24 protein-coding genes and 1 tRNA gene are annotated in these 24845 nt (G+C 45.2%); 13 read left to right on the top strand and 12 right to left on the bottom strand.

The annotated features are described in order from the left end of the window. A complete protein-coding gene (locus tag V7S65_RS24425) occupies window positions 1–2370 on the bottom strand; it encodes an ABC transporter permease (RefSeq protein ID WP_336388111.1) in 2370 nt (789 codons plus the stop codon). A 197-nt stretch (window positions 2371–2567) separates the two neighbouring features. Here V7S65_RS24425 and V7S65_RS24420 point away from each other — a divergent pair, with 197 nt between their 5' ends. Beyond that, the gene (locus V7S65_RS24420; RefSeq protein WP_336388110.1) at window positions 2568–4442 is read left to right on the top strand and encodes a M1 family metallopeptidase; all 1875 of its coding nucleotides are present in this window, start codon (window positions 2568–2570) and stop codon (window positions 4440–4442) included. A 33-nt stretch (window positions 4443–4475) separates the two neighbouring features. On the opposite strand, the gene V7S65_RS24415 is transcribed toward V7S65_RS24420, so the two are convergent. The 9 genes from V7S65_RS24415 to V7S65_RS24375 all read right to left on the bottom strand — a co-directional run bounded on the left by V7S65_RS24415 (window position 4476) and on the right by V7S65_RS24375 (window position 14598). Continuing rightward, entirely contained in the window at window positions 4476–5135 is a 660-nt protein-coding gene (locus V7S65_RS24415; RefSeq protein WP_079472565.1) for a response regulator transcription factor, read from the bottom strand. Window positions 5136–5137: 2 nt separating this feature from the next. Further along, window positions 5138–6538 (bottom strand): ATP-binding protein, encoded by a 1401-nt coding sequence (locus tag V7S65_RS24410; protein ID WP_111579204.1) that lies wholly within the window; start codon window positions 6536–6538, stop codon window positions 5138–5140. Between the two features lie 36 nt (window positions 6539–6574). After that, entirely contained in the window at window positions 6575–7288 is a 714-nt protein-coding gene (urtE, locus tag V7S65_RS24405; RefSeq protein WP_200817365.1) for an urea ABC transporter ATP-binding subunit UrtE, read from the bottom strand. Continuing rightward, on the bottom strand, window positions 7285–8040 hold the full coding sequence (gene urtD / locus V7S65_RS24400) for an urea ABC transporter ATP-binding protein UrtD (protein ID WP_079472568.1): 756 nt from the start codon (window positions 8038–8040) through the stop codon (window positions 7285–7287). Before urtD ends, urtE begins: the two co-directional genes overlap by 4 nt. A 1-nt stretch (window position 8041) precedes the next feature. Further along, the gene (gene urtC, locus V7S65_RS24395) at window positions 8042–9121 is read right to left on the bottom strand and encodes an urea ABC transporter permease subunit UrtC (protein ID WP_336388109.1); all 1080 of its coding nucleotides are present in this window, start codon (window positions 9119–9121) and stop codon (window positions 8042–8044) included. 11 nt (window positions 9122–9132) lie between these two features. Continuing rightward, window positions 9133–10776, bottom strand: coding sequence for an urea ABC transporter permease subunit UrtB (gene urtB, locus V7S65_RS24390; RefSeq protein ID WP_336388108.1), 1644 nt, complete (start codon window positions 10774–10776; stop codon window positions 9133–9135). A 53-nt stretch (window positions 10777–10829) separates the two neighbouring features. After that, a complete protein-coding gene (urtA, locus tag V7S65_RS24385; RefSeq protein WP_079472570.1) occupies window positions 10830–12137 on the bottom strand; it encodes an urea ABC transporter substrate-binding protein in 1308 nt (435 codons plus the stop codon). A gap of 45 nt (window positions 12138–12182) precedes the next feature. Next, window positions 12183–13472: a hypothetical protein gene (locus V7S65_RS24380; RefSeq protein WP_079472571.1), complete on the bottom strand. Its 1290-nt coding sequence runs from the start codon at window positions 13470–13472 to the stop codon at window positions 12183–12185. A 532-nt stretch (window positions 13473–14004) separates the two neighbouring features. Then, a complete protein-coding gene (locus tag V7S65_RS24375; protein ID WP_336388107.1) occupies window positions 14005–14598 on the bottom strand; it encodes a 2OG-Fe(II) oxygenase in 594 nt (197 codons plus the stop codon). Window positions 14599–14775: 177 nt separating this feature from the next. Here V7S65_RS24375 and V7S65_RS24370 point away from each other — a divergent pair, with 177 nt between their 5' ends. From V7S65_RS24370 to V7S65_RS24360, 3 genes are all read left to right on the top strand, one after another. Beyond that, complete coding sequence (locus V7S65_RS24370) at window positions 14776–15144, top strand: YccF domain-containing protein (protein WP_111579207.1); 369 nt, start codon at window positions 14776–14778, stop codon at window positions 15142–15144. A 63-nt stretch (window positions 15145–15207) separates the two neighbouring features. After that, the gene (locus tag V7S65_RS24365; protein ID WP_336388106.1) at window positions 15208–15408 is read left to right on the top strand and encodes a hypothetical protein; all 201 of its coding nucleotides are present in this window, start codon (window positions 15208–15210) and stop codon (window positions 15406–15408) included. Between the two features lie 244 nt (window positions 15409–15652). After that, window positions 15653–16327, top strand: a complete 675-nt coding sequence (locus V7S65_RS24360) for a nuclear transport factor 2 family protein (RefSeq protein ID WP_336388105.1) — start codon at window positions 15653–15655, stop codon at window positions 16325–16327. Between the two features lie 23 nt (window positions 16328–16350). Here the strand turns inward: V7S65_RS24360 and V7S65_RS24355 are convergent, their stop codons facing one another. Then, entirely contained in the window at window positions 16351–16929 is a 579-nt protein-coding gene (locus tag V7S65_RS24355) for a YdeI/OmpD-associated family protein (RefSeq protein ID WP_336388104.1), read from the bottom strand. Between the two features lie 116 nt (window positions 16930–17045). Between V7S65_RS24355 and V7S65_RS24350 the strand changes: the two genes are divergently transcribed. The 9 genes from V7S65_RS24350 (at window position 17046) to V7S65_RS32260 (ending at window position 23847) form a co-directional block, all read left to right on the top strand. Continuing rightward, a tRNA-Lys gene (locus V7S65_RS24350) sits at window positions 17046–17118 on the top strand. A gap of 250 nt (window positions 17119–17368) precedes the next feature. Then, on the top strand, window positions 17369–18628 hold the full coding sequence (locus tag V7S65_RS24345; protein ID WP_336388103.1) for a site-specific integrase: 1260 nt from the start codon (window positions 17369–17371) through the stop codon (window positions 18626–18628). Window positions 18629–18896: 268 nt separating this feature from the next. After that, window positions 18897–20108, top strand: a complete 1212-nt coding sequence (locus tag V7S65_RS24340) for a hypothetical protein (protein WP_336388102.1) — start codon at window positions 18897–18899, stop codon at window positions 20106–20108. A 182-nt stretch (window positions 20109–20290) separates the two neighbouring features. Then, the gene (locus V7S65_RS24335; protein ID WP_079472579.1) at window positions 20291–20569 is read left to right on the top strand and encodes a helix-turn-helix domain-containing protein; all 279 of its coding nucleotides are present in this window, start codon (window positions 20291–20293) and stop codon (window positions 20567–20569) included. Beyond that, a complete protein-coding gene (locus V7S65_RS24330; RefSeq protein ID WP_336388101.1) occupies window positions 20569–20919 on the top strand; it encodes a hypothetical protein in 351 nt (116 codons plus the stop codon). The genes V7S65_RS24335 and V7S65_RS24330 overlap by 1 nt, the downstream gene beginning before the upstream one ends. A gap of 17 nt (window positions 20920–20936) precedes the next feature. Continuing rightward, entirely contained in the window at window positions 20937–21506 is a 570-nt protein-coding gene (locus tag V7S65_RS24325; protein ID WP_336388100.1) for a hypothetical protein, read from the top strand. Continuing rightward, window positions 21427–22110 (top strand): hypothetical protein, encoded by a 684-nt coding sequence (locus V7S65_RS24320; RefSeq protein ID WP_336388099.1) that lies wholly within the window; start codon window positions 21427–21429, stop codon window positions 22108–22110. Before V7S65_RS24325 ends, V7S65_RS24320 begins: the two co-directional genes overlap by 80 nt. A 325-nt stretch (window positions 22111–22435) precedes the next feature. After that, window positions 22436–23485, top strand: a complete 1050-nt coding sequence (locus V7S65_RS24315; protein ID WP_336388098.1) for an RNase LS family HEPN domain-containing protein — start codon at window positions 22436–22438, stop codon at window positions 23483–23485. Continuing rightward, entirely contained in the window at window positions 23482–23847 is a 366-nt protein-coding gene (locus V7S65_RS32260; RefSeq protein ID WP_407934866.1) for a type II toxin-antitoxin system RnlB family antitoxin, read from the top strand. The genes V7S65_RS24315 and V7S65_RS32260 overlap by 4 nt, the downstream gene beginning before the upstream one ends. A 114-nt stretch (window positions 23848–23961) precedes the next feature. Here the strand turns inward: V7S65_RS32260 and V7S65_RS24310 are convergent, their stop codons facing one another. Beyond that, a complete protein-coding gene (locus V7S65_RS24310; RefSeq protein ID WP_336388097.1) occupies window positions 23962–24786 on the bottom strand; it encodes a trypsin-like peptidase domain-containing protein in 825 nt (274 codons plus the stop codon). Between the last annotated feature and the right edge of the window lie 59 nt (window positions 24787–24845).

The following is a 24845-nucleotide window of genomic DNA, read 5'->3' as shown; positions in this document are numbered from 1 at the left end:
TTATTCAGTACGCAAACTTTTTACGGGATTCATCAGCGCCGCTTTGGCCGACTGGTAACTGACGGTTATTAAAGTAAGCAGTATAGTGCCCACGCCAATGGCAACAAAAAGCCAGATGGACACCGGCGTGTGATACGGATAATGATTCAGCCAGGTCTGCATAAAATACCAGGTAAGCGGAGTAGCCACCAGCAAGGCTGTGATCACCGGCTTCACAAAATCTTTTGACAGCAGCAACAAAATGCCTGACACTGTAGCGCCCATCACTTTACGTATCCCGATTTCTTTGGTGCGCTGCTCTGCCATGAAAGCCGCCAATCCCAATATGCCCAGGCAGGAAATAAAAATGGCGAGTACGGCAAATACAGTAGTCAGCCGTGCAATGCGCTCCTCATCAGAAAACTTCTCCGCATAAAGTTCATCTGTAAAAGTAAAATCAAAAGGGCCTTCGGGGTTAAACTTTTTAAATACTTCGGCAATCCCTGCAAGTGCTGTCCGCATCGGTAATGCAGGATTTATCCGAACAGTTAACGCATTATACACGCCATATTGCAGGCAAAAGATCACCGGCTGCACTGGTGCATAAGGTGATTCCATCACCATGTCTTTCACCACGCCAATGATCATGTGCGGCCCGCCGCCAGCCTGTATAATTTGCCCGATGGGATGCTTAAATCCCGTGAGCTTTACTGCCGCCTCATTTAAGATCAATGTCCCGGTATCGGTAGGGAAGCCGCGGGAAAAGTCGCGGCCTTCTTTGATCTGCCAGCCAATAGTACGACCGTAATCATGCGATACCGTTACAAAGCCTACCGGTGTTGTAACACCGGGTGCTTTGCCTTCCCAGCTGAGGTCATCACTGTTGCCGGGGTTCTCCGTGGTAGGATGTGATGCCTTCGCCATATCCGCCACCGCGCCACTTTCCAGTAAAGCGGTTCTTAACTCGTTGTAAGGAGCGCCAAACATTTCCGGGGTATTCATAGTGAGGTTAATCAGCCCCTCGCGGCTATAACCCACCGGACGGCTTTTGGCATATTGAATTTGCTGGTACACAATCACAGTACCTATGATCAATGCAATAGATACGCTGAACTGTACTACCATCAGGGCATTGCGGGGAAGCAAGGAGAAACGGCCCGCAGTAAAACCGCCTTTCAATATTTTTACAGGCCGGAAAGAGGATAAATAAAAAGCAGGATAACTGCCGGCCAGCAGCCCGGTAAGCACCGCAAATACCGACCCCGCCACCCATAACACAGGTGCATCAAATGGAATCGTGATCTGTTTTTCAGTGATCCGGTTAAACAATGGCAATAAAAGCCACACCATGCCCACCGCTACTGCAAAAGATAAAAAGGAGAGGAGCAGCGACTCAGTAAGGAACTGCCGGATCAGGTGGCCCCGCGTAGCGCCAATCGCTTTGCGGATGCCTGTTTCTTTGGCGCGTTTGGCGCTTCTGGCGGTAGACAGGTTCATGAAATTGATACATGCCAGCAACAGTACCAATGCGCCGGTAATACCAAACAACCACACCAGGCGGATACGCCCGCCGCTTACCTGTCCGTTCTTAAACTCATTATATAAATGCCACTTGTTCATAGGATGCAGCAGCAGTGTTTCTTTACCTGCCTTTACATGCTGTTGCACAACGCCGCTGATCTTCGCATTGGCCTTATCCATATCAATACCCTCATTGAGCTCTACATACAATTTCCAGTAATGAGTATCCCATTTGGATACTTCGTCTTTCAGCCACGGAATAGTACTCACGGCACGGTCCCACGGAAGGAACAACTGCGTGCCATAAAAAGCCGTGCTTTGCGGAAGGTCTTCATATACGCCTGCAACCTGCAGGTCGGTGCGGTTATCCATGCGGATCGCCTTGCCCATAGGATCGGCATTGCCGAACAGGGAGGCAGCCAGCGATTGGTTAATAAGCACTGCTGTAGGATCTTTCAGGGCATCTCTTTTTCCGTGGATCATTTTCAGGGTCAGCATCTCAGGCAGATCCGGACCTGCCCATACCCCCGACTGTGATAGCTTCTTTTCACCTGCTGCAATGGTGTGGGTGAAGTTGGGATAAACAATAGCCACGCGTTTGAAATCACCTGCATAATTATTCCGCAGTTCATCGGCCAGCGGAATGGCAATAGCTTCGCTGGTATTGGTTTCCCCGTTGATCGTTTGTACATCCATTACCTGCGCCAGCCGGTTATGATGGCTATGCCAGTGGTTAAAAGAAACCTCGTCCCATATCCACAGCCCTATCAGCAAGGTAACTGCCATACCGGTAGCCAAACCAACAATATTGATTGCCGTGTAACTTTTATTTTTTAAAAGATGACGGAAAGTAACTTTAAACAATTGCATGCAGACGCTATTTTCAACGGGTGCCGGAAAAATAATGCCGGAACCGGATTCTTTTATAAATAACAAATTTATACTTTTACGGTTATCTTAATATGTCCGTTTTCAATACAGGCGACGGCCGGTTTCGAAAACAACCTTTAATGTGATGTTTCCCCATACTTTCCCTAATTTTATCGTTTTCAAACCGGCAGATGCGTATGAACAAAATTATCTATAGCCTGCTGTTGCTGTTGGGGGTAAACACCATCGCATCAGCACAGGAATTGTATATGCCTCGTAACATTAAACAGGCATATGTGAACGGAACCCGCGACAAGAGCGGCGCACCGGGCAAACACTACTGGCAGAACAAAGGGGTATACAATATCCAACTGGCTGTAAACCCGCCCAACCGCAAAGTAACCGGCAGCGAAACTATCAGCTACGTGAACAACAGTCCCAATACATTAAAAACAATTGTACTCCGGCTGATCGTGAACCTGCATAAATACCAGGCTCCCCGTTCAGGTTATGTGAGCAAGAACTTTTTAACGGATGGCATCACCATCGATACACTGGTGATCAATGGCGAAACGCTGAAGTTCAATAATGATGTAGGCACGCTCTCGCATGTGGTATTGCCAAAACCATTGCAGCCGAAAGACAGCCTCCAACTGCAAATCAGCTGGCATTACGACCTGTCTGTACAAAGCGGCCGGGAAGGCATGCTGGACAGTACCTCCGTTTTCATGGCCTATGCTTATCCCCGCGTATCTGTATACGACGACTACAACGGCTGGGACGCACTGGACCACACCGACCGGGTTGAGTTTTACAGCGACTTCAACGACTACAACGTGTCGGTAACAGTACCAAAGAACTTTGTAGTATGGGGCACCGGCGATCTGCAAAATGCTTCTGAAGTATTGCAGCCGGAGTTCGCAAAACGCTTGCAGCAATCTTACACTGCAGATAGTGTGATGCACATTACTACGCTTGATGAAATGCAGCGCAACGTAGTTACCCGCCAGACCAACACGAACACCTGGAAATTTAAAGCCACACATATCGCGGATGTTACCTTTGCGGCCAGCAGCCATTATGTATGGGACGCCGCCAGCGTAATCGTGGACAGCAGCACCATGCGCCGCGCCAGCGTACAGGCAGCGTTTAATGATACATCCACCGACTTTCATCATTCGGTAGCGTTTTCACAAAACGCACTGGGATGGTTCTCTCATCAGTGGCCGGGCGTACCGTATCCCTTTCCGGTAATGACAGCCGTGCAGGGCTTTGCAGACATGGAATACCCTATGATGGTAAACGATGGTTCGGTAGGAGATGACCTCGGTTTTGCGCAATTAGTGCAGGATCACGAAATAGCGCATACCTATTTCCCTTTTTATATGGGCATCAACGAAAGCCGCTATGCCTTTATGGATGAAGGCTGGGCCACCACTTTTGAATACCTCATCGGTATTGCGGAAAAAGGAAAGGAAACAGCAGATAACTTCTACAAAAAATTCAGGGTCACCAAATACATCTTTGATCCTTCTACGGAAGAAGACCAGCCTATCATTTCCATGTCCAACCAGGTAAGCGGAATGGGCTACAGCAACAATTCCTATGGCAAAGCATCCTTGTCGTATCTCGCAGTGAAGGATCTGCTGGGGGATAAGCGGTTCAGGAAATGCCTGCACGCCTATATGGATAACTGGCATGGAAAACATCCCATCCCCTGGGATTACTTCTATTCCTTCAATACTGCGGCGGGTGAAAACCTTAACTGGTTCTGGAATAACTGGTTCTTCAGTAATAATTACATCGATCTTACTTTATCAGATGTAAAACAAACAGGTAAAAGCATTAAGGTGAAAATAACCAATACCGGCGGCTTCGCTGTTCCGTTTGATGTGATCGTTACCTTTACGGACGGCAGCACGGCTACCCATCATCAAACACCGGCGGTATGGAAAGCCAATACAAAAGCTACGGTGCTGGATCTGGCAGTGAAGAAAGAAGTAACTGCTGTGCGGCTGGATGGCAACCTGTTTATGGATGCCAATGCAAAAGATAATAGCTGGAAGAAATAATACGGGAGAGGGGACCGCATCACGCGATTCCCTTTATTCTTCTTTCAACAGGCCGTTAATTTTACAATACTCCACGGCTTCTTCAATACTATTCACCTGGAACTTGCGCAGGATGTTCATCCGGTGCGCTTCAATAGTGCGGATGCTGATGTTCAGTGATTCTGCAATATCTTTATTATTAAGTCCCTGGCTGATCATACGCATGATCTGCTCCTCGCGGCGGGAAAGGGAGATCTCCTGCGTGCCGCCATTGCCGGGCGTTTGTTTGGCATCAAGATATTTCTTTACGAGGATATCGCTTACTTCCCCGATAAAATAATATTTACCCTGGTGGATAGTGCGGATAGCGCTGAGGAATATTTTATTGCTGGTATCTTTCAATATATAACCGCTGGCGCCCATTTCAAGGGCCGCTGCTACATAGTCGGGTTCGTCAAAAAGACTAAAGAACAGGATTCTGCCGCGGGGATTTTTTTCCAGCAGGCGGGTACTGGTTTCCAGGCCGTTCATACCGGGCATACGGATATCCATGATAATTACATCCGGTTGGATGGTGGCTAACTGTTGCAGCGCATCTTCGCCACTGCTGGCTTCTCCCGTCACTTCCATGTCGGCTTCGCTGTTGATAAGCTGTTTAAGGCCGTTCCGGAATATTTCATGATCATCTACTAAAAAAACGCCTATTTTTTTCATTGCTAAAAAGTTATTGCCAACTGTACAATTGTTCCGGTGCCGGGTTGTGAATTGATCTGAAGCGTACCGCCCAGCAACTCCGCCCGTTCTTTCATATTACGGATGCCGTTTACTTTTTTTGCCTGCTCGGAGGAATATAGCTGCTGGCTGTCGAAATGAAAACCTTTGCCGTTATCCCTTACCGTCAGTTGCAGGAAATTGGCGGTGCCGTCAATATCTATTTCAATGGTATCTGCATCTGCATGCTTGATGGCATTGTTCAATGCCTCCTGCAAGATACGGTAAACGCCTGTCTTTACTTCCTTTGGCAGCGGCGCCGCCGCTAAGGTGTCTTCCAGCTGGAAGTCTATACCGGGGGCCGTTTGGCGGCACAGCTTTATCAATTCATCAATGGCCGCCCGCAGGCCGAAATCTTCCAGCACACTGGGCAACAGGTCCGCACAAATCCGTTTGGTTTCATTGATGATGCTGTACATCATGGTATTCACCATCGCAATTTCAGGATCGGGGCGCATACTCCGGTCTTCTATCTGTTCCAGCTTCATACGCAGGCTGGTCAGCATCTGGCCGATGCCATCATGTATTTCAGCAGCAATCCGTTTACGCTCTTTCTCCTGCCCGTTGATGATGGAATACGACCGTATACGCTGCTCCGTTTCCTGGCGCAGCAGTTTTTCCTGGTTGGCCAGCTGCACCTGCTCTGTTAACTTACGCGCCCGCTCTTCGGCATCTACCAGCCCGCGGATTATTTTCCGGATGCGGGTAGACAACGGGTAGAAGATCACCCCTGCTTCCAGCATCAGGGTGAAAAGCACCAGGCCCAATACGATGTATTCAATTTCCTTCAGGTTACGGATCCGCTCTTTGGAAAAGCGGTCGTAGTCAAATACAATCAGCTCCATGCCCAGCAGGTACGACTTCTCATACGCCAGTATTGTTTGCACATACGGGCGGATGTGCGCTGGCTTAAAGGCGCTGTCGCTGTACAATACCGTAATCATTTTACTGGCGGCATCCCATATTTCCTGGTGGGGGTTGCGGATAATCTCAAACATCTGCTTCAGCTCATCCTGGTCGTTCGCCGGTAAATTGAGAAAGTTACTGCCTGCCTGTAAGCCTTCGTGCGACTTCTGCCACTGCTTCAGCGTATTGATAAATTCTTTCCGGTTATCATCTATATCCCTGCCGGATTCCAGCAACAGCGCCAGCTTACTGAGCGTTTGACTATACGTTCGCAGCTTTCCCGCAAAGTTGATCACATGCGAATCGTTCATCTGGTGGTTCAGCGCCTGCTGGATTTTTATCTGGCTGAATATGGACAACAGCGCAATAGTAGTGAGCGCCACCGCGTAGAGGATGGTGAAGATTTTAAAAATACTTCTGTCTTCAGATACAGGATGCATAATGTTAAAGATAAATAAAACCCGCGCCCGGTAGCATCATACCGCAATATGTTTTTCCAGTTCCGAGTGCTTCAGCTCTTCTGCGGTACCATCCAGCACCATCCGGCCACGATCCATAAAATAGTAGTGATCCGTTACCTGGTTGGCAAAGTCTATTTTTTGTTCCACCAATAATACCGATAATCCCTTTTGCTGTACCAGCTGTTGCAGGATACTGCCAATTTCCTGCGCAATGGAAGGTTGTATACCTTCTGTAGGCTCATCGAGCAGCAGGAGGGAAGGGTTGCTGACCAGCGCCCTGGCAATGGACAGTTGTTGCTGCTGCCCGCCGCTGAGGTTACCGCCTGCGCGTTTGCGGAAATCTTTCAGGATGGGAAACAGGCTGTAGATCTCTTCTTCGGGGATCTTTGCTTTCCGGTCGGGATGCGCTTCCAGCCCCAGCAGCAGGTTTTCGTACACCGATAGCCTGGGGATAATTTCCCTGCCCTGCGGTACGTAAGCAATGCCGGCCTTTGCTTTTTTATGCGGCGGCAGCGCTGTAATGTTTTCGTTGTTGAAAAGGATACTGCCTTCCTGTGCGGGCAGCAGTCCCATAATAGTTTTGAGCAGGGTGGTTTTCCCTACGCCATTGCGGCCCATCACCGTAGTAACGGCGCCTCTTTTTACGGAGAGGGTGGTGCCGCGCAAAATGATGCTCTGTCCGTATGCGGCAGAGATATTGTTAACAGTCAATACCGGTGTGTTCATCATAATGTTTCAAGTTGAGCGTTAGTACGGCCTAAGTAGCAATCTATTACCCGCTGGTCATTCTTAACTTCCGCGAAAGTGCCTTCCATCAGTCGTTTGCCACGAACCAGTACAGTCACCAGTTCGTTGGCTATCTGTTCTACAAATTTCATATCATGTTCAATCACAATAATGCTGTGCGCTTTGGATAACTCCAGCAGCAGCGCGCCGGTTTTCTCCGTTTCTTCATCACTCATACCGGCGGCAGGTTCATCTATCAGCATCAGGGTGGGATCCTGCAGCACCACGATGGCAATTTCCAGCCACTGCTTTTGTCCGTGCGAAAGATCGCCGGCCAGTTTATACATCACGTTGGTGAGCGATAATTTCACAGCCACGCTATGTATCCTGTCGGCCAGCGCTGGCGTGGATTTGAAGAAGAGGGAAGAAAAGATATCTTTCTTCATTTTGGCTGCCAGCAACAGGTTGTCGTGCACCGTTAGTCCCGGGAATACTGATGGCTTCTGGAATTTACGGCCTATGCCGGATTCCGCGATCTTTACTTCGGTTTTCCCTAAAATGGATTTGCCATTGAAGAATATTTCTCCTTTGTCTGCTTTTGTTTTTCCGCAGATGATATCGAGGAAGGTGGACTTGCCCGCTCCATTCGGACCAATGATCACACGTAGTTCTTTATCGCGCAGGCTGAAATGATCCAGGTTCAGTGCATGTACACCGCCAAATGATACCGCCAGGTTGTTTACGTTTAGTAGCATATCAGTGGGTAGTTTGAGGTGTTTTAAACCGGGTAGGGGAAAATCTTTGTTTGATACTTTCCAGCAGACCCATAAATCCTTTGTCGAAATATAATACCGTGATCACAAACAGGAAGCCCAGTATAAACAACCACGAATCAGGGAATAAACTGGTACAGATGCTATAGAGGAAGTTCACCAGCAAAGCCCCTAGTACGGCGCCTTTCAGGTTGCCCCTGCCACCGAGCGCCACCCACATCACCATTTCTACCGATGCCTTTACATCCATACGGCCGGGTGTGATGATACCTGTTTGTGGCAGGTATAACATACCGCCCACGGCGGCTAACAGTGCCGCCACTACGAAAACAGCCAGCTTGTAATCCACTACCTTGTAGGCTGCATAGCTGATGCGCGATTCGCTGTCGCGGATGGCCTGCAACACTTTCCCGAACTTGGAGTTGGTGATCCGGTAACAGAAAAAGTAAGCGGCACACAATACCGCAAAGGAGATCATGTACAGTGCCAGTTTTACGGAAGATGAGGACAAGCTGTAACCCAGGAGGGTGTTAAAATCGGTAAGACCGTTGGTACCACCAAGATTGGTTTCATTCCGTAAAAAGATGAGCCACATCGCAAGCGTAAGCGCCTGCGTGATGATGGCCATGTACACGCCTTTGATCCGGCTTCTGAACAGCACAAACCCCACCACAAAAGCAAAGAGGGCGGGGATCAGCAGGCATAGCGCCAGCGACCAGCCAAAGGAATGAAACGGTTGCCAGAATAACGGTAACGTATCTATTTTATTCCACGCCATAAAATCGGGTAACACCGCGCCCGCCGTCACTGTTTTCTTTAGCAGCAGGTGCATGGCAATGCCATAGCTGCCTAAGCAAAAGAAGAACGCCTGGCACATGGAAAGGATGCCGGTATAACCCCAGATGAGGTCAATACCCAGCGCCGCTATGGCAAAGCAGAAGTACCGCCCCCAAACGGAAATGGTATTCACGGATAAAAATCCCGACAGGTAACCTGCCGGCAACAGGATCGCAAAAATTGCGATGAATAAGATATAATACAGTGGATTGTTTTTCGTTTTCATATGCCCGGTTTTTAATCTTCCGCAACGCGGCCTTTGTCAGGAAATAAGCCTTTGGGTTTATACTGCATGAACAGCATAATAAACACCAGGATAAACACTTTGCCGTATACCGCCTGGAAAAAGGACTCTGATATTTTGGTGAAGAAGCCAATGCCCAACCCGGAGAAGATAGTGCCGGCGAGTTTGCCCACACCTCCTGTTACTACCACCAGGAAAGAATCTACAATATAAGTTTGTCCCATATCGGGCACCACGTTGCCAATCAGTGTAATGGCGCAACCGGCCAGTCCGGCCAGCCCGGAGCCAATAAAGAAAGTGATGGATGCCACGCGCCTGGTTTCTATGCCCAGGCAGGCGCTCATCTGCCGGTTTTGTGTAACCGCCCTAATCTGTAATCCCAGCCTGCTGCGATAAAGCATCAGGTATGTGAACACTACCATCAGCAGCGTTAGCACAATAATAAAAATGCGGTTATAGGGTAAGGTGAGATGTGGAGATACCTGCCATCCTCCGGACAACAGCTGCGGGGTTTTCACTGCCGTAAGATCTCCGAAAAGTAAACGGGCTGTTTGTATCAGTATTAAACTAACGCCCCACGTTGCCAACAGGCTTTCCAGCGGTTTGGCGTACAGGTGGCGGATCACCAGCCGTTCCAGTATCCATCCCATTGCGCCGGCTACCATGAAAGAAAGTGGCAGTGCGGCGAGGAAGAAAAGATCTGTTTGTGGTATGCCCAGTGTATGGGTAAAAAATACCTGCGTGCAATAAGTGGTGTAGGCGCCTATCATCATAAATTCGCCATGCGCCATGTTAATGATGCCTGCCAGTCCGTATACAATAGAAAGCCCCAGTGCAATCAGAATAAGGATGCTGCCAAGACTCAACCCACTGAAGAAATTCTGGATCCTTTGGAGGCTGTCGTAGCGCTTCTCCAGGCTGATGGCCTGTGCGGCGGCATAGTGGGCCGTTTCCTGGTTTAAGAACCCGGTTTTGGCGTAGTTCCGCAGCAGCACGGGTGCATTGTCGCTCCAGTTGTCGCCGATACTATCAATATATGCTTTGGCGGCGGCGGTGCTGGTGGCGCTGTATAAGCGGGCGGCGTAGAGTACATCTTTACCGGTGCGCCGTGCATCGGCATTGGATTCCTTTGCCAGTGCAGCCTGCAGGATGCTGAGTGTGGCAATGTCGCCGGTATTTTTCAGCTGTGTATATGCCAGGATCCTTTTTTGCGCATCGTTGCTGAAGAGGTTCAGCAGCGGCGCTATACCTGCCAGTTGCATCCGGTCGGCGCGCGGAATGTCTACCGTTTGCAGGGCGGACAATGGTAACAGCAGCGGTTGCCCGCTGCTGTTGGTAAGGAGTATATTATCGGGATAAAGGGAATAAAGCCGGTAGGTTCCTTCTCCGGTCGGTTTGCTGTCCACCGTTACCGCTTTATGATCCAGCAGGTACAGCTTTTTATCATTGATCGCCATCAGCAAAGGAAAGGTGGCCGGTATCCGGAGAGCGGCCAGTCTGCCAATAGCCTGCGTGCGCACGGAGTCGTTGGGTGGTTGCAGCAGCTGTGCGGTGTAAATGGAAGTGCTGTCCTGTGCTGCTACTTTCAGCGGCAGCAACAGTAAGCAGCACATCAGCATCCGTAAGGAGATTTTCATCGCGTCGTATTTGATAAGTTGGAAATAGCCTGTCTTTTGTAAAAGGTATCCGCCTATTTTTTGGCGTAAGTACCGTTGTGGTTTACCCAGTCGCAATCTTTATCCGGAGAGGTTAACGGCGACCATGGTTGCGGATCCACGAGCCCTTCAGATTTCCAGATGATATCAAATTGTCCGTCGGGTTTTATTTCACCGATCACTACCGGTTTTGCCAGGTGATGATTTCTGGGATCCATTTTAACCAGTCCGTCGGGAGAAGGGTAATCCAGTCCGTATAATGCGTTGCGCACTTTTGATACATCGAAGGAGCCTGCTTTTTCAGCGGCTTTAGCCCAGAGATAAACACCGGTATAAGCCCAGCAGATAGGATCGTCTGTTACTCTTTTATCGCCGCCGGGTAGTCCTTTTTTCGCGCAGAAGGCTTTGAAGTCGGCTACAAACTTTTTGTTTTCGGGCAGGTCGTTCGACTGGAAGTAGTTCCATGCTGCGAGGTGTCCTACCAGGAATTCCGTGTCCATAGAGCGGAGTTCATCTTCTGCCACAGAAAACGCCATGATGGGGCAGGTAGCGGAAGAAAGGCCCTGGTTGGCGAATTCTTTATAGAAAGGCACATTGGAATCGCCGTTGATAGTAGAAAGGATACAGGCTTTACCATCTGCTGCAAAGCGTTTTACTTTAGAGATGATGGTTTGATAATCCTGGTGGTGGAACGGCGTATATTCTTCAATGATATTTTCTTTCGGGATGCCTTTGGAAAGCAGGTAGGCTTTCAGGATTTTGTTGGCAGTGCGGGGAAACACATAATCTGTTCCCAGCAGGTAAAACTTTTTATAGCCGCCGCCTTTTTCGCTCATGAGGTATTCCGCCGCCGGGATCAGTTGTTGGTTAGGTGTGGCGCCGGTGTAGATCACGCTGTTGGAGCACTCTTCCCCTTCATATTGTACCGGGTAAAAGAGGAGGCCGTTGTTCTGCTCAAATACGGGCAGCACTGATTTGCGGGATACGGAAGTCCAGCAGCCAAATACAGCAGATACTTTTTTATCGATCAGCAGTTCTTTGGCTTTTTCTGCAAACAGGTCCCAGTCGGACGCCGGATCTACAATTACCGGTTCTATTTGTTTGCCGAGTACGCCGCCTTTGGCATTGATTTCATCTACCGCCATTTGTACTGCGTCTCTTAAAGATACTTCAGAGATGGCCATTGTGCCGCTGAGGGAGTGGAGCACGCCTATTTTAACTGTTTCTTTGGCAGTGGCAGAGTCGCTGCTGCCGGCTTTCCCGGCGCTGTTATTACAGGAAGAAAAGAGTGCAGTGGCGCCGAGTAACAGGATGGGTAGTTGTTTCAGGAAAGCGTTTCTCATGTGTTGTATTATTTTATAAAGAAGATGAATGAATGCGTATGTCCTTTAGAAAATGAAGAATTGTGCCTGTAGCCAGAGTTGTCCGAATGTTTTTTTCGTGTAGTCGTCGGCGATAGCAGTAGCCACGTTGTAGGTACGGGTGGTGTAGGAGAGGCGCAGGTTGGTACCGGTGCCATTGAAGAAGTAGTTGAGTCCGCCTCCCATTACGCTGCTGGAGTTTATCTTATCAAAATTGGCAGGCTTAACGGCGCCGGCTTGTGCGGCATCGGCGCTTACGTCCTGGTTTTCGTACCTGATCCAGGGCTGCAGTTTTGTTTTTTTGAAGTAGTAGCCGAGTTCCAGGAACTGAACGGTTTGTTTAGGAATGAGGGTGGCAAAGGAGTATTTGGAATCCAGTTTGGTGCCACCGGTCATATATTGGAACGCGGCGTTTACAGTGATGGAGCCGGCGTTGCCCAGCGGATGATCAAAGAACACATCTGTGCTGAGGTTGTAGTAGGTAGCCTGTGCATCGACGCCAGCGCCCCATGCCAGGGTTTTGCCGTTGCCCAGTTTGGTACCGGCGTAGTAGTAATCCTTTTCTGCATCGAGGAAGTTGTATGCCACGCGGCCTACGGTACGCAGGGGCGCGCCGCCATCTACATTACGGCCGGTGAAAACACCAAGCCGGTATTCCAGTTTATCGTTGGCAAGGAATCCGCGGGCGTTGATTCCCAGGTCGCGGCCAAAATTTCCCTGCAGCGGACTGTTGGCAAACAGGTTATAAGGGTACTGGAAGTAGGTGAAGTCGTTGGCCATTAAACCGGCGGCGCCCTGTAGTCCGTTACGGTTGTTGGACACCAGTTGCATCCCTGCTACGAGCTGGAAGGCGTTGGTAAAAGTGTATTCCAGTTGCGCGTCCAGTATGATGGGGGATACCTTTACATTCTTCTCTCCGTTGGATTGTATGCCGATGGGAGAAGGGATTTCCGTTTCCATAAAGAAGCTGGCTTTTTTCGTAAGCTGGCCGCCTACGAGTACCCTGGCGCGGTAAATGGAAAATCCCTTGTTCCAGTCTTTCGCTGTTTTATCGTTGCTGGGAGCGCTAAACCCGGTTTGCTCGCCGGAGGCGAACATATGAACAATGGCGCCAACCTGGATAGAGGGCTTAAAGGGTAAGTCGGATGCCTGGAAAAGGGTGATAGCTTTTGCGCTGTCGTTGCTGGTATTTAAAGAAGCGGGGAGTTCAATTAAGTAACTGCCTCGTTTTTTCTTTTTAGGGGGATCGTTGTTTTCGGCTTTCGCAATAAATGGAGCAGCGGCAAGTATGAAGGCAAATGTAGCTGACAATTTCATAAAATAAGTAATTAAAAATTAGATAATGTACTTAAGTACTTTTTTGGTTGATCGATCAGTATACTTAAGTATAAAAGTAGAAGATTAATTTACTTAATTCATATAATTTTTATGAAAATGGCCAAAATTTGTGTGAAGTGCTGATAATAAATGTATATATATATTATTGTAATATAATTTAACGCATAGGTTATTACTTAATTAAGTAGATTGATTTATAGTGTATTAGAGAATGATAAGAAGAACCAGCCATCATTTATGCCTGTCTGCTATTTCTTCTTACTATTAATATTATATAATTGTATTATATAAATTAAAAAAGGGTGGTACTGGTAATGAAACAGAGTGTAAAGGCTATTGCTGTAATACTCAAACGGTATGGAACCGGCAGGCGCCATTATAGGATAAGCCGTAGATAAGCCGTATATGAGCCGTATGTAAGCCGTAGATAACCTGTACCTATAGAGATACGGCTTATCTATGACTTATCGGTATTTGCGTTATGGGTGTAATAGGTGTACCGGGGGGATCGTCACCGTTTCAGCCAGCCGGTGATGCTTAATCTGGGTTTATTGGTGAGTTGTACTTCATGCTCCAGTTCACTGCTTTTAAAGAAGACGGTTTTTCCGCTGCTGGGGTCTACCTGTTGCGCATCGCCATTGGCGTGGTAAATAGACAGCTGTCCGCCATCGGCGGGTAGCCAGCCGGCATTGAGGTAAATGATCATGGAATACTGGCGGCTGTCGTTGTTGCGGAACTGATCCAGGTGTTTCTTGTAGAAACTCCCTGTTTCATACAGGGTGTAATGAAACTCGTACCCGGTAATGCCGGTGTAGCAGGATTGGTTCAGGTAAGCCACAAAGGCGTCCATCACATCAAAGAAAGCATTTTCATGCGCGTTGTTGTGTTGCCTGTCGAGCCAGTAAATAATATCCCCGCGAACGGATTTGTCCTGGTTCACCAGTGATTGGTTGCCGGTGCCTGCCGCCAGCATGCTTTTTTCAGAGTGAAGATGTAACAGGTTTTCTTTTAAGTCGTTGGAAAGCTGACTGCTTAAAAAATTTTCTGAGATACCTACTTTGCTTTCAATGAAGCTGTTAATTAATGTGTCAAAGGCCTGTTGCAAAAAGAGGGCGTGCTTATAGGAACAGAATTATCCCTATTCCGGTGAAGGTAGCTGGAATAAAAAGATTTTATTTCAATATTTTTCTCCCGATAGTTGTTTCTTCTCTGTTAAATCGTTTTTTAGGTAGAAGTTATCAAGTGTATTCCAAATGTCCCTTAACCTTTTTACATTTGAAAGATGAACTTAATTGGTAACATCATCTGGCTCATCTTCGGAGGCTTTGTTGCGTTTATACAGTATATGGTCAGCGGCTTTCTGCTCTGCCTCACGATTATCGGTATTCCTTTCGGGTTACAATGTTTTAAGATAGGCTTCTTTACCTTGTTGCCATTTGGCCGCCAGGTGAGGGATGTGCCGGGGCAAACGGGTTGTCTGGCTACGATCTTCAACATTATATGGATCCTGATCGGCGGCGTGTGGATTGCGCTTACGCACCTGTTTTTCGGTCTGTTGCTCACCATTACCATCATCGGTATTCCCTGGGGCCGGCAGCATTTTAAGCTGATGAGCCTTAGCTTCACGCCCTTTGGAAAGGAAATTTTCTAACGGTTGTGTATGCCGCTGTTGGCATGACTATTGGATTTCTGTTTCCGGACTAAAACCTGAAATATGAAAAAGATATTGTTTGCAGCAGCAGCTGTAGGTACTGCAGCCTCCCTGATTATCTTATATCTCAGAAAACGTCAGCAGGGACAGGATTTACTGGAAGATGCGAAAGATTCCGTAAAGAAATCTGCCGGCACTATGCGCGACTACGTACGTAAAGCGAAGGCAGAAGCCAATGGAATTTATAGTAATGCAATGGGGTAAATCAGATAACTTTTTGAAAAAGCGCGTCCGGCCACCGGGCGCGCTTTTTTTATCCAGTTGAAATTAAGTCCGGTTGATTCCCCGGAAAACACTAGGTTTACGGCATATTTACTTTCACTACATATCTCCTCCCGATTACCCAAAATCGGTCTTTCCCGGAAAGGAACAGGGTTTCCTTTCTCTGATATTTCTATTCTATTTTAATACAAACAGGTGCTTACGGCACATTTAACCAGGCAAATACATGTCATCAATATCCAATAAGGCCATTGTACTGGCCGCACTCAGGCGCCTCATCGGGGAGCGCAATACCAGCGTAATAGACACTTATCTTCATGATTCCTATATTCAGCACAGTCCTATGGTAAAAGACGGCAAGGCCGGTTTGCTGGAAGCACTGGAGCAGCTGAAGCAGCAGCCCGCGTCTGCGGAGGCAAAATCGCCTGTAGTACGCACCATCGAAGACGGGGGTTATGTAATGCTGCATATGGCTGTAGCGTTTATGGGCAAAAGTGTGGCCATTGTGGATCTTTATCGCCTCGAAGAGGGGAAGCTGGCGGAGCATTGGGACGCCACACAGGAGCAGCCGGAGAATGCTTCCATAACAGAAGGCGCCACAGAAATCACCGACCTGCATCTCACGGCAGGTAATAAGGCAATTGTGGAACAATACTTCCGGAAGCCTGATGTGGCGCTCCTGTCGCCGGATTATCGCTCGCACAACGTGAATACCCCCGGATTGGCAGCCCGCATGGTTCACCGCATCATAGGAGAGGGGAACTTTGTAATGGTGCAATCTTCCACTGCGGATGTTGTTTGTTACGATATATTCCGCTTACAGGAAGGATTGCTGGCGGAACACTGGCAGGTAGCGCAGGCCATTCCTGAAAGGATGCCGCATAATAACGGCATGATATAGTTTTTTACAACTGGAATGGCCGGTCAGTGAAACTTTTCCTGCCGTTCCAGCTTTGCAATGAAATCGACAATACGCTTAGCCCTTGTTTCAGGCTTTTTCGCATTTTGTAACCGGAAGTAGATAGCGAATTTATTTTGCTTGTTCAGGGTTTCAAAAAAAGCAGCTGCCTTTTTGTTCTTCTTTAATGCAGCCATAAAGTCGTCCGGTATGGTTGCTTCACTTTGGGTAGCATATGCATTTTCCCAGCGTCCATCGGCCTTAGCCAGTTCCACCTGGCGGATACCTGCAGGCTTCATTTTTCCTTCTGCAGTAAGGCGTGCGATATGTTTGGTATTTCTTTCCGACCAGATACTCTTTGGGCGTCGTGGTGTGAACTTCTGTATATAAGAGGTTTCATCAACAGACTTCGCCATGCCATCGATCCATCCGTAGCAAAGTGCTTCTTCGAGTGCCTGGGCGTAATTAATGGAGGGGATTTTGGAATCTTTTTTATACATGCGGAGCCAAACGCCATCTTCCTGCGTATGGTGCTTAGCCAGCCATTTCTCCCATTGTTGCTGGGTTTCGAAGAAAAGTTCGGGTAGTTCTTTAGGAGTTGCCATAGATATAAAGATATGGGTTTGATCAGCGTGTATGCATGGTAGTTAGTATTTTTTTTCAGAAAAATTTGGAAGTTTTAAATTAATTCATACTTTTGCGCTCCCATTAGATGAATAACGATTCCCTAGCTCAGTTGGTAGAGCAATACACTTTTAATGTATGGGTCTTGGGTTCGAGTCCCAAGGGGATCACAACAAAGAAAACAAACAGCATCAAAGCCGCATAAATCGCACGATTTACGCGGCTTTTCTGTTTTCCGTCTACAAAGGTTTATCATTCAAAACGAAGGTGAATGGTAACATAAAAGGTTACACCTGCAATACTTAAATTTAGTGTAACCTTTCTCTCTGCAATGCTTCACTGATCAGGGTTTTAGGACTTCAAACCAAAACAATTAACACCAAACAACACCAAAGGCGTTAACCTAAAACCACAAACAAGATGAAAGTCAGTCAAGAATTATCAATTTCATTCTGGTTAAGGAATGACAACAAGAACCCCGCCGGCAAGGCAACTATTATGTTGCGGATTATCATCGATGGTCAGCGGGATGGTTTCTCACTGGGGTACCAGGTGGAACCGGCAAGGTTCAATAATAAAGCTGCTGAAGTTGCCGGCAAGTCGATGGAGGCTATTGAGATTAACAAACATATTCTCCATGTAAGGGGAGAGCTGATCCGGCACTATAATCTTCTGAAGGCACAAGGTCCTACCATTACTCCCACCATGTTAAAGAACGCTTATCAGGGTGTTCACATCGAGAAAAAGACCCTGATACAGGTGATCGATTACCACAATGCAAAATTCAAAGAAAAGGTAGAGAAGGAAAAAAGATCGGAAGGCACGCTGAAGAAATGGTACACCACGAAGGAAAAGCAGGTTGCTTTCCTGAAGACGGTATTCAAAATGCCAGATATTCCGCTGGAACGAATTGAGTATGCGTTTGCGGAGGACTTTTTCGATCACATGACCCTTACAGAAGGTATCCAGGATAATACCGCCATGAAATACCTGAAAAATACCAAACAGGTTTTAAAACTGGCAGTCCAAAGAAAATGGCTTAGTAGGAATCCTTTGGAGGATTATGTTTGTACCTATGTAAACCCTGAACGTGATATCCTGAATATGGAAGAACTGAGTACGCTATATTATAAAGACTTATGGATTCCCCGCCTGCAGGAAACCAAAGATTCCTATCTTTTTATGACACTTACCGGCTACGCTTATAAAGACGCGCTAATGTTAGGCCCCGACAATATCTCTAAGTTCTTCGATGGTGAAGACTGGATTATAAAGAATCGTGAAAAGACCTGGTGCCGTGAAAACGTTCCCTTGTTACCTATCGCAAAGGAAATTATTGCTAAATACAAAAATCATCCCTACTGCGTAGCCAACAATGTTCTTTTGCCCATTAAAAGCAATCAGCGTTTCAATGGTTATCTTAAAGAAGTGGCGGACATTTGCGGTATCAACAAAAATCTTACAACTCATACGGCCCGGCATACCTTCGCAACAACCGTTACACTGGCGAATGGCGTACCGTTGGAAACTGTAAGCGCTATGTTGGGACATAAATCAATACGCACCACGCAGATCTACGCGAAGATTGTTGCCAGTAAAGTGAGTGTTGACATGAAGACCCTGAAAAGTATCTTTAACCTTGCATTGCCAGAATCCCTCATGTCCGCAGCTGTGGCTTAACTACGTTGTCAGGGCAGAAATATTATTTAGTTTCTGCCTTGACAGTTATTGATATTTATCAAGAACCAATATTGACATATATCAAGAATTAAAATTGATAAATGTCACAAAATGGTTTGCATAACAAATGCATAACAACAACAATACACCCAAAAGTATTTCTTGCAGGCATCGTTTGAATCCCGGAATATTAACCCAGTCATGTGAAAGGGTACGACCAATCATTTGGACAACCCTAACGCGTGCTTACTCAAAACCATCCATTGATATGCAACACCAGCATTACCAATTATCCTATTTTGAAAAATTGATTCGTGTTGACCTTAAAAATGTCCCCGCTACGCAAAAAGAACCTGACAGTAAGTTCTTTGCCTTCACCACCACCGATGTTATTAATCAAAAGGAGAGTATGCTGCAAAGCTTTGGACGGTATCTTTACGATTTTGGTAAAAAGAAACAGGTTGGGTGGTACATCAGCATGCATCAACAACAGCTGGTGCTGCTTTTGGACCAAATGGCAACCTACTTGCCAGAAGCCGACGTTATAGATAGTGAGATATCATTAACAGACATTACCTGGTTAAATCTTTACAAGGTCATTTATTTGAGTCTCAGCGAACTTCTATCATTCCTGGAGTGTCAGTTTGCGCGTTACCTGGATATTGACTATAAAGTTCCATCATCCTATCTTCTAAGAGCAAGGAATAAGTTCTTCAATGATGTTGAGAAGCTAAAGGATAATTTCAAAGAAACGGCCACAGAAAAGCGTTTGATATCAATAGTATTCCAGCCTTTTACAGACTTCGTAAAGGCTGAACAGACTGGACTTTTGATAAGTTATCAGCAGCTCTATTTCCTAAAGGAATTGGGGGATAAGCTGTCAGAATTACTTGAGGACGTGGATGATGAAGTTAACCTGACAGAGAAAGTAAAGGATCTATTGCTGCATCTTAACTTCAATAGCGTGGAATACTTCCACTACTGGACAGAGATTACAAACGCAGAAATTGACAATCTATCTACCATTCGGGAAAAGCTTGACCGGCTTATTTTCCTTCAGAAAAAGATCAGCCAGGCAATAGCTAAACCCGGTCTCATTTTTAAAAGACTGTATGCTTCACTTCAAAGTCAGTTGCTGTCCTGGTTGGCTGACGAAATTATGTATCAGAAAGAGAAAGCCGCTTTAGCTCATGGTAGTCATACCCCGGATGAATTAGGCCGTTGGAAGGATTTTAAAGTACTTACCGGTTTTTCTGTTCCACAATTTGGTAATATAATCAGGCTATTGGTGGATAACGGTTTATATCTCAATAAGAACAAAACAGAAGTACTGGACTTCTTCTCTCATTTCTTTACTACTGTTAAACAGGACACCATTTCCGCAGGAAGTCTGCGTTCAAACTTTTATAAAGATGATGCAGCTGTATCCAAAGCTGTCCGGAATATTTTAACCGATCTTATTAAATCTTCTCATAAATAAACTTTCCTGTTGGAGTATTTCCTATAATGATAATTTCCCGGAGAGCGTTGTCGTCAAAATAATTCTATGAAATTCTTCTCGTTAATAATCAAATAGTTACAGGGGGTACTGTTACCCCCGTGACTGTTCCTGCGTAGGGAATAACTTTTCTTTTGCTGCCATACCAAACAAACCCAAAACGTATGGCACTAGAAATTTTAACCCGTGAAGATTTTGTAATCTTCAAAGCCGAATTGTTCCAGGAACTAGGCAAATTATTCAACGCCCCAGCCGTTAAATCCCGTAAATGGCTTAAATCTCACGAAGTACGCGAACTCCTAAGTATTTCTCCCGGTACCCTCCAGAACATGCGTATTAACGGCACGCTTGCTTACACCAAAATTGGCGGCTTGATCTTCTATGATCAGGACGAAATATTAAAGCTGCTGGATGGTAAAAAGAAATCTGTAAAGCATTCCTGATGAAGACAGCAGCTCCTACCAACTACATTAGGCATATGAATGCCTTCTTCGCACAGGTGCGGAGAGATGATCGGTTACATGCCAATCATGTCAGCCTGTATATGGCTTTGTTCCAAATCTGGAATCAGCACCACTTTAAAAAATCCTTTCCCATCCTGCGCGAAGAAGTCATTGCATTGTGCTGTATTGGCTCTATGAATACCTATACCCGCTGTATAAAAGAACTCCACAGCTACGGTATATCATGTACCAACAGGGCCGGCTTACACTCCCCGGAATTGTTACCATCCGTTCGTTTCCGGGTTCTTGCGATGACGATACTACCCAGCTTCAATTATTTGATGAATTAAAAGGAGGTGAATCAGGTATGAATAATATTCGTTCTGGTCGCAAAAGTGATACCGGTACTTGTATCATAAATGCGATTATACCGTGTCGCAAAATTGCGACTGGATCGTATCGCAGAAATGCGACTATGCCGTGTCGCAAAAGTGATACTATACCAGTCGCAATTTTGCGACGCTTTTATAATAAACAAATAAACAATTATAAACGAGAGAGAGAAAACAGGCTCTCGCTCTCAAAAAAAAATTATAAAGATGAAATTAAAAATCCCCAACTCGATCAGTATACACCCGGCGCGGAAAATGCCGATGCTGCCGAGCGTGTTCTCCCCACCTTGCCCCAGGTGCAGGAATTTTTTAACGCCAACGTCTACCCGTCGTTGGAAGCAGGCAAATTTTTCCACCACTACCAGGCCAATGGCTGGCGGCAAGCCGGAAAAACGCTGATCACCGACTGGCAGGCAGCTGCCCACAAATGGATACTGAATATTCATCCTCTAAAAATTGTAACCCATGACAAATACACCAAACAATCAGCCGGGCCAGGAAGGCTCCATGTCAATGAAAACAAAAGCTATTCAGAGCCCTTATGACTACTACCAGTTAATGCAGCAGCTGGAGGAACATGGAAAGAATGTGTATGGCCCGCGATTCAGGATTGATGATATAGACCGGTCGGTAGTGGTGAAACTGTTGGCTTACTTCCTGCAGGACGAACCAATAGCTGCCGCGGAAGGCATAGACCTGCACAAAGGCATATTGCTCATGGGACGTATCGGGTGCGGAAAAACCTCGCTCATGACCCTGATGAGAGCATTGGCGCCGGAATCATACAGGCCGCAGATCGTTTCCTGTAGAGATGTTAGCTTTGAATTTGGCAAAATTGGCTATGATGCCATTGCCAGGTATGGCAGGAATGCGTTTTTCCCTTACTCCAGTATTCCGAGGGTACATTGCTTTGATGACCTGGGGGGGGAACAGAATATGAGTTTTTGGGGGAATAACTGCAATGTGATGGGGGAGATACTGCTTTCAAGGTATGACTTGCTGATTTCGCATAAGATGGTGACGCATGTGACGACGAATTTGAATAGCGAGGAATTGGAGGGGATTTATGGGAATAGGTTGAGGAGTAGGATGAGAGCAATGTTCAATCTAATCGTTTTTGATTTAAGTACATTGGATAAAAGGAATTAACTAATCACACTTTTTATAAATCAATCTGGATATATTTAAAATATTCATAAGGTGCTTTTTGTCGGAATCAAAAAAAATACGAAGTTCGGGCTACGTTCGTATTTAGTTTTGATGGCTTTTAGAACTGAAAAAGTTTTTGCATAAAGCCCCTAGAAGCATTGTTTATTTCATAATTAACTAAGTCACTTGTTATTGAAGTTGTCAATTTATCATGTTTCAGTATCAATAGTTGTGAAAAATTAAGTTAAGCAAACGCGACAGGCTAGGTAATGAACTTGATTTATTGCTTTATCAATTATAGATTTCTTCAAAAATATATTGCTTAATGTATAATTTCCCCGATAATAATCTTTTCAAAGGAAAAATTATTGAAAGTATAAAGGATTATAATGAGAACGGCAAATTTGAGATGAGAGAGATTAATTCCGGACATCATATTTGTAACTACAGTATGGAAGGAGAAGCGGATGCCCAGCTTAACATATACTACAAAAATGATGGAAAAACTACCTTGTATGCGGGAAATGGTAAAAATACTAAGGGAGCAAAAAAACTAGCTGAGCATATAATTGAGAAGTGTAAGATTACGGAAATTACAAATAAGTCACTTCGTATTGCTAGAATGCCTAATGATGACTTCGATTCGTTAATCGAAGAGTTATTAGCGATTGGATCAGAAGTCATTTTAGAGAGAGAAATTTTTAATGGTAAACAATTTAAGCTAAAAAGTCCACAAGGAGACATTGTAATTTTGAATAGATTTACTACCACAGCATTTCAAGTGCAAGGGAGTGGAGCATTTCTTAAGGCAATTATTTTGGACTTGCTAACTAATTATCTACCCTATAAAGAGGTTATTGAACAGCAGCTAGCTTATATGGAAGCTACAATTACACCCGATGCGGTTTTAGAAACTTTAGAAGAAACTTCGCCCGCTACGTTTAATTTTATAGAAGATAAATTGAAAGCTATCATAAGCCCATCATTGGTTTTGAAATCCTATAATATTATTTTAGATGATTATTCTTCATTAGTTTTTGGTGTTTTGCGTGGACTGGAGGGAGTTATTAAACAGATACTATCAGATAATAACATACAAGTAAGATATAATGCTTTGGGGAATTGCTTTAGGGAAGATGAGACAGGATGGCACGTTGCAGATGCTTATAAAGGTGTTGGGCTGATTAATAGAAACACTGTATCTTTAGGGTTGGAACGATTATATACCATATATCATAATCAACGGCACGGCTTATTTCATATTGATGGAGATATTGAATCGACTAGAATAATTGAAAATAAGCAAGAAGCAGAAGAGCTAATAGCAGAAGTCTTAGAAGCAATCGAAGAAAATATTAAATTTATATATGAATGATAAAGACCACAGATTATATCATTTTATTCATGTCTAACTCCAACTGTATAATATTTAGTCTTAATTATAAGCGAATAGAGTCTTTTTATGGAGAGATAGAATCTAAGCTTAGATCTGAGTCATTTCTCGGAACAATATACTTTGATCTCCTTTTGAGTAACGGTATTGGGAATAACCGTTTTTTTAAAGCACCATTCAGAAATAACAAAATTGAGAAGGTTTCAAGATTTCAAGGAATTGAAAAATACTCAAGAGCTATTGCAAGACTTAATACATTTCTCATAAAAAACAATATAGACCTTTCTAAAGGAGTGCTTACTAAAAGTCAGCAACTGAATTTCGTCAATAATCTACATTTATAGTATCCCGCTCTTTTGTGTATTAATCTATCCTATGTAGGTATATTTTAGTGCTAATACAAGATTTGTACATGTAATTTTATATGCTTGAAGGTATTTAGATACCGGGCTAGGGTATTATTTTTTTGATTTCCACTGCATGAAATCAGTTGATGACTTATAGTTTCCATCAATTATCTCTTCTATGACACTCGATTTCCAAACGATTCCAAGTTGTGCTTGGAACTCATCATTGCCTCCAATACGCCCTGAATAGATACCAATAAACTTTTCCTGAATTAGGGTAATGGATTCAGTTTCTTTATCTATATCAAATGTTTTTCTATGTAGAATTACTGGTGAACCAGACATGCCTGGCCGAGTTGCTGTGTCAACTAAAAACTTTGGCATCCCTCCTAAATTTTGGCCTGGCTCCGTCGCAACACTCCCACGTTTCCAAATTGGCAGGTCTAATGTTTCATCCAAAAGGATAGGGTATCCTAAAATAAATACATCATCTCCAGGCTGCTCAATGGCTTTGTGAGATTGAGGGAATTCGTTTATTGCGAATATCTTTACTCCTTCAGGTACATTAAATGGTATTGCAACAACATCTATGGAATATTCTTTTTCTGGGTGAATTAGCCACATAGGTTCATTCAATGTGTCGATTTCCTTATATAAAGGCACCAAATAGTTTTTCTTGTATAAACCGCCTTCTTTTTCAGAACTAATTGTTGAGAGATTTACTGAGAGCCAAGTAGGCTGATATATAAAACCTGGCAAATGGTCTTTTGTTTCAGGGTTTCTTCCTGTAAGATTATGACCGTTGGTAATTAAGTATGTAATGTTTTCTCTGTTATAAAAAAAACATGTACCTACCGGAGCGCAAGATTGATCTTTGGTAGGCGGAAGCATTCTTATCTTAGCTGGAGCCAAAGAGTATCCTTCTACTTTTAGCATTTTAGGTATTTAATTTTAGACCAAATAATAAATGTAATTTAATTATTTGAATTAAATGA

Origin of the sequence: Chitinophaga sp. CCNWYY40 (genome assembly GCF_037483205.1) — a bacterium.
GTDB classification, from domain to species: Bacteria; Bacteroidota; Bacteroidia; order Chitinophagales; family Chitinophagaceae; genus Chitinophaga; species Chitinophaga ginsengisegetis.
The sequence above is the reverse complement of the archived record's forward strand: the minus strand, read 5'-3'. Positions and strand labels throughout refer to the sequence as shown.

Bases quoted from the DNA above. Each gene is read 5' to 3' on its own strand.
- V7S65_RS24425 (WP_336388111.1), bottom strand. From the start codon at position 2,370: ATGCAATTGTTTAAAGTTACTTTCCGTCATCTTTTAAAAAATAAAAGT.
- V7S65_RS24420 (WP_336388110.1), top strand. From the start codon at position 2,568: ATGAACAAAATTATCTATAGCCTGCTGTTGCTGTTGGGGGTAAACACC.
- V7S65_RS24415 (WP_079472565.1), bottom strand. From the start codon at position 5,135: ATGAAAAAAATAGGCGTTTTTTTAGTAGATGATCATGAAATATTCCGG.
- V7S65_RS24410 (WP_111579204.1), bottom strand. From the start codon at position 6,538: ATGCATCCTGTATCTGAAGACAGAAGTATTTTTAAAATCTTCACCATC.
- urtE (WP_200817365.1), bottom strand. From the start codon at position 7,288: ATGATGAACACACCGGTATTGACTGTTAACAATATCTCTGCCGCATAC.
- urtD (WP_079472568.1), bottom strand. From the start codon at position 8,040: ATGCTACTAAACGTAAACAACCTGGCGGTATCATTTGGCGGTGTACAT.
- urtC (WP_336388109.1), bottom strand. From the start codon at position 9,121: ATGAAAACGAAAAACAATCCACTGTATTATATCTTATTCATCGCAATT.
- urtB (WP_336388108.1), bottom strand. From the start codon at position 10,776: ATGAAAATCTCCTTACGGATGCTGATGTGCTGCTTACTGTTGCTGCCG.
- urtA (WP_079472570.1), bottom strand. From the start codon at position 12,137: ATGAGAAACGCTTTCCTGAAACAACTACCCATCCTGTTACTCGGCGCC.
- V7S65_RS24380 (WP_079472571.1), bottom strand. From the start codon at position 13,472: ATGAAATTGTCAGCTACATTTGCCTTCATACTTGCCGCTGCTCCATTT.
- V7S65_RS24370 (WP_111579207.1), top strand. From the start codon at position 14,776: ATGAACTTAATTGGTAACATCATCTGGCTCATCTTCGGAGGCTTTGTT.
- V7S65_RS24365 (WP_336388106.1), top strand. From the start codon at position 15,208: ATGAAAAAGATATTGTTTGCAGCAGCAGCTGTAGGTACTGCAGCCTCC.
- V7S65_RS24360 (WP_336388105.1), top strand. From the start codon at position 15,653: ATGTCATCAATATCCAATAAGGCCATTGTACTGGCCGCACTCAGGCGC.
- V7S65_RS24355 (WP_336388104.1), bottom strand. From the start codon at position 16,929: ATGGCAACTCCTAAAGAACTACCCGAACTTTTCTTCGAAACCCAGCAA.
- V7S65_RS24345 (WP_336388103.1), top strand. From the start codon at position 17,369: ATGAAAGTCAGTCAAGAATTATCAATTTCATTCTGGTTAAGGAATGAC.
- V7S65_RS24340 (WP_336388102.1), top strand. From the start codon at position 18,897: ATGCAACACCAGCATTACCAATTATCCTATTTTGAAAAATTGATTCGT.
- V7S65_RS24335 (WP_079472579.1), top strand. From the start codon at position 20,291: ATGGCACTAGAAATTTTAACCCGTGAAGATTTTGTAATCTTCAAAGCC.
- V7S65_RS24330 (WP_336388101.1), top strand. From the start codon at position 20,569: ATGAAGACAGCAGCTCCTACCAACTACATTAGGCATATGAATGCCTTC.
- V7S65_RS24325 (WP_336388100.1), top strand. From the start codon at position 20,937: ATGAATAATATTCGTTCTGGTCGCAAAAGTGATACCGGTACTTGTATC.
- V7S65_RS24320 (WP_336388099.1), top strand. From the start codon at position 21,427: ATGACAAATACACCAAACAATCAGCCGGGCCAGGAAGGCTCCATGTCA.
- V7S65_RS24315 (WP_336388098.1), top strand. From the start codon at position 22,436: ATGTATAATTTCCCCGATAATAATCTTTTCAAAGGAAAAATTATTGAA.
- V7S65_RS32260 (WP_407934866.1), top strand. From the start codon at position 23,482: ATGATAAAGACCACAGATTATATCATTTTATTCATGTCTAACTCCAAC.
- V7S65_RS24310 (WP_336388097.1), bottom strand. From the start codon at position 24,786: ATGCTAAAAGTAGAAGGATACTCTTTGGCTCCAGCTAAGATAAGAATG.